This is a genomic window from Streptomyces doebereineriae (assembly GCF_031845645.1).
In the GTDB taxonomy this organism is placed as follows: domain Bacteria; phylum Actinomycetota; class Actinomycetes; order Streptomycetales; family Streptomycetaceae; genus Streptomyces; species Streptomyces canus.
This window is the reverse complement of sequence record NZ_JAVREZ010000177.1, coordinates 1-476: the sequence shown is the minus strand read 5'-3', so window position 1 is coordinate 476 and position 476 is coordinate 1. Positions and strand designations below refer to the sequence as shown.

Sequence of the window (476 nt, the reverse complement as noted above, 5' to 3'; positions counted from 1 at the left end):
CTTCAAGCTCGTGATCGGCGGCAGCGACCTGGGGGCCTTCCACACCTGCTCGGGTCTGGGCGCCGAGGTGGAGATGGAGACGTACGCCGAGGGCGGCAACAACGGCTTCACCTGGCAGCTGCCGGGGCGCATCACCTGGACCAACATCACGCTGACCCGCCCGGTCACCGCCGACACGATGAAGATCGCGCGCTGGCTGAACGAGACGATCCAGCGGGTCGAGCCCAAGGACGGCGAGATCGTCGCCCTGCGGCCGGACCTCAGCCGGATCATCAGCTGGCAGGTGCAGGGGATCGTCCCCGTGCGCTGGCAGGGCCCGTCCTTCGATCCCGCCAACTCCCAGGCGGCCATCGAGACGCTGGAGATCGCGCACGAGGGCCTGGAGCCCTCCTGATGCACCGTCACATCGCTGTCACCGTCATCGCTCCCGCAGACCAGGAAGGAGGAACGCCATGCCGCTCTCTCTCCGTGCGAGC

At 68.3% G+C, this 476-nt stretch carries 1 protein-coding gene; it reads left to right on the top strand.

What is annotated here, in order from left to right; all coding sequences use genetic code 11:
• The coding region (locus tag RNB18_RS51325) for a phage tail protein (protein WP_311720969.1) at positions 1-394 on the top strand (394 nt) is incomplete at its 5' end.
• Positions 395-476: the final 82 nt, after the last annotated feature.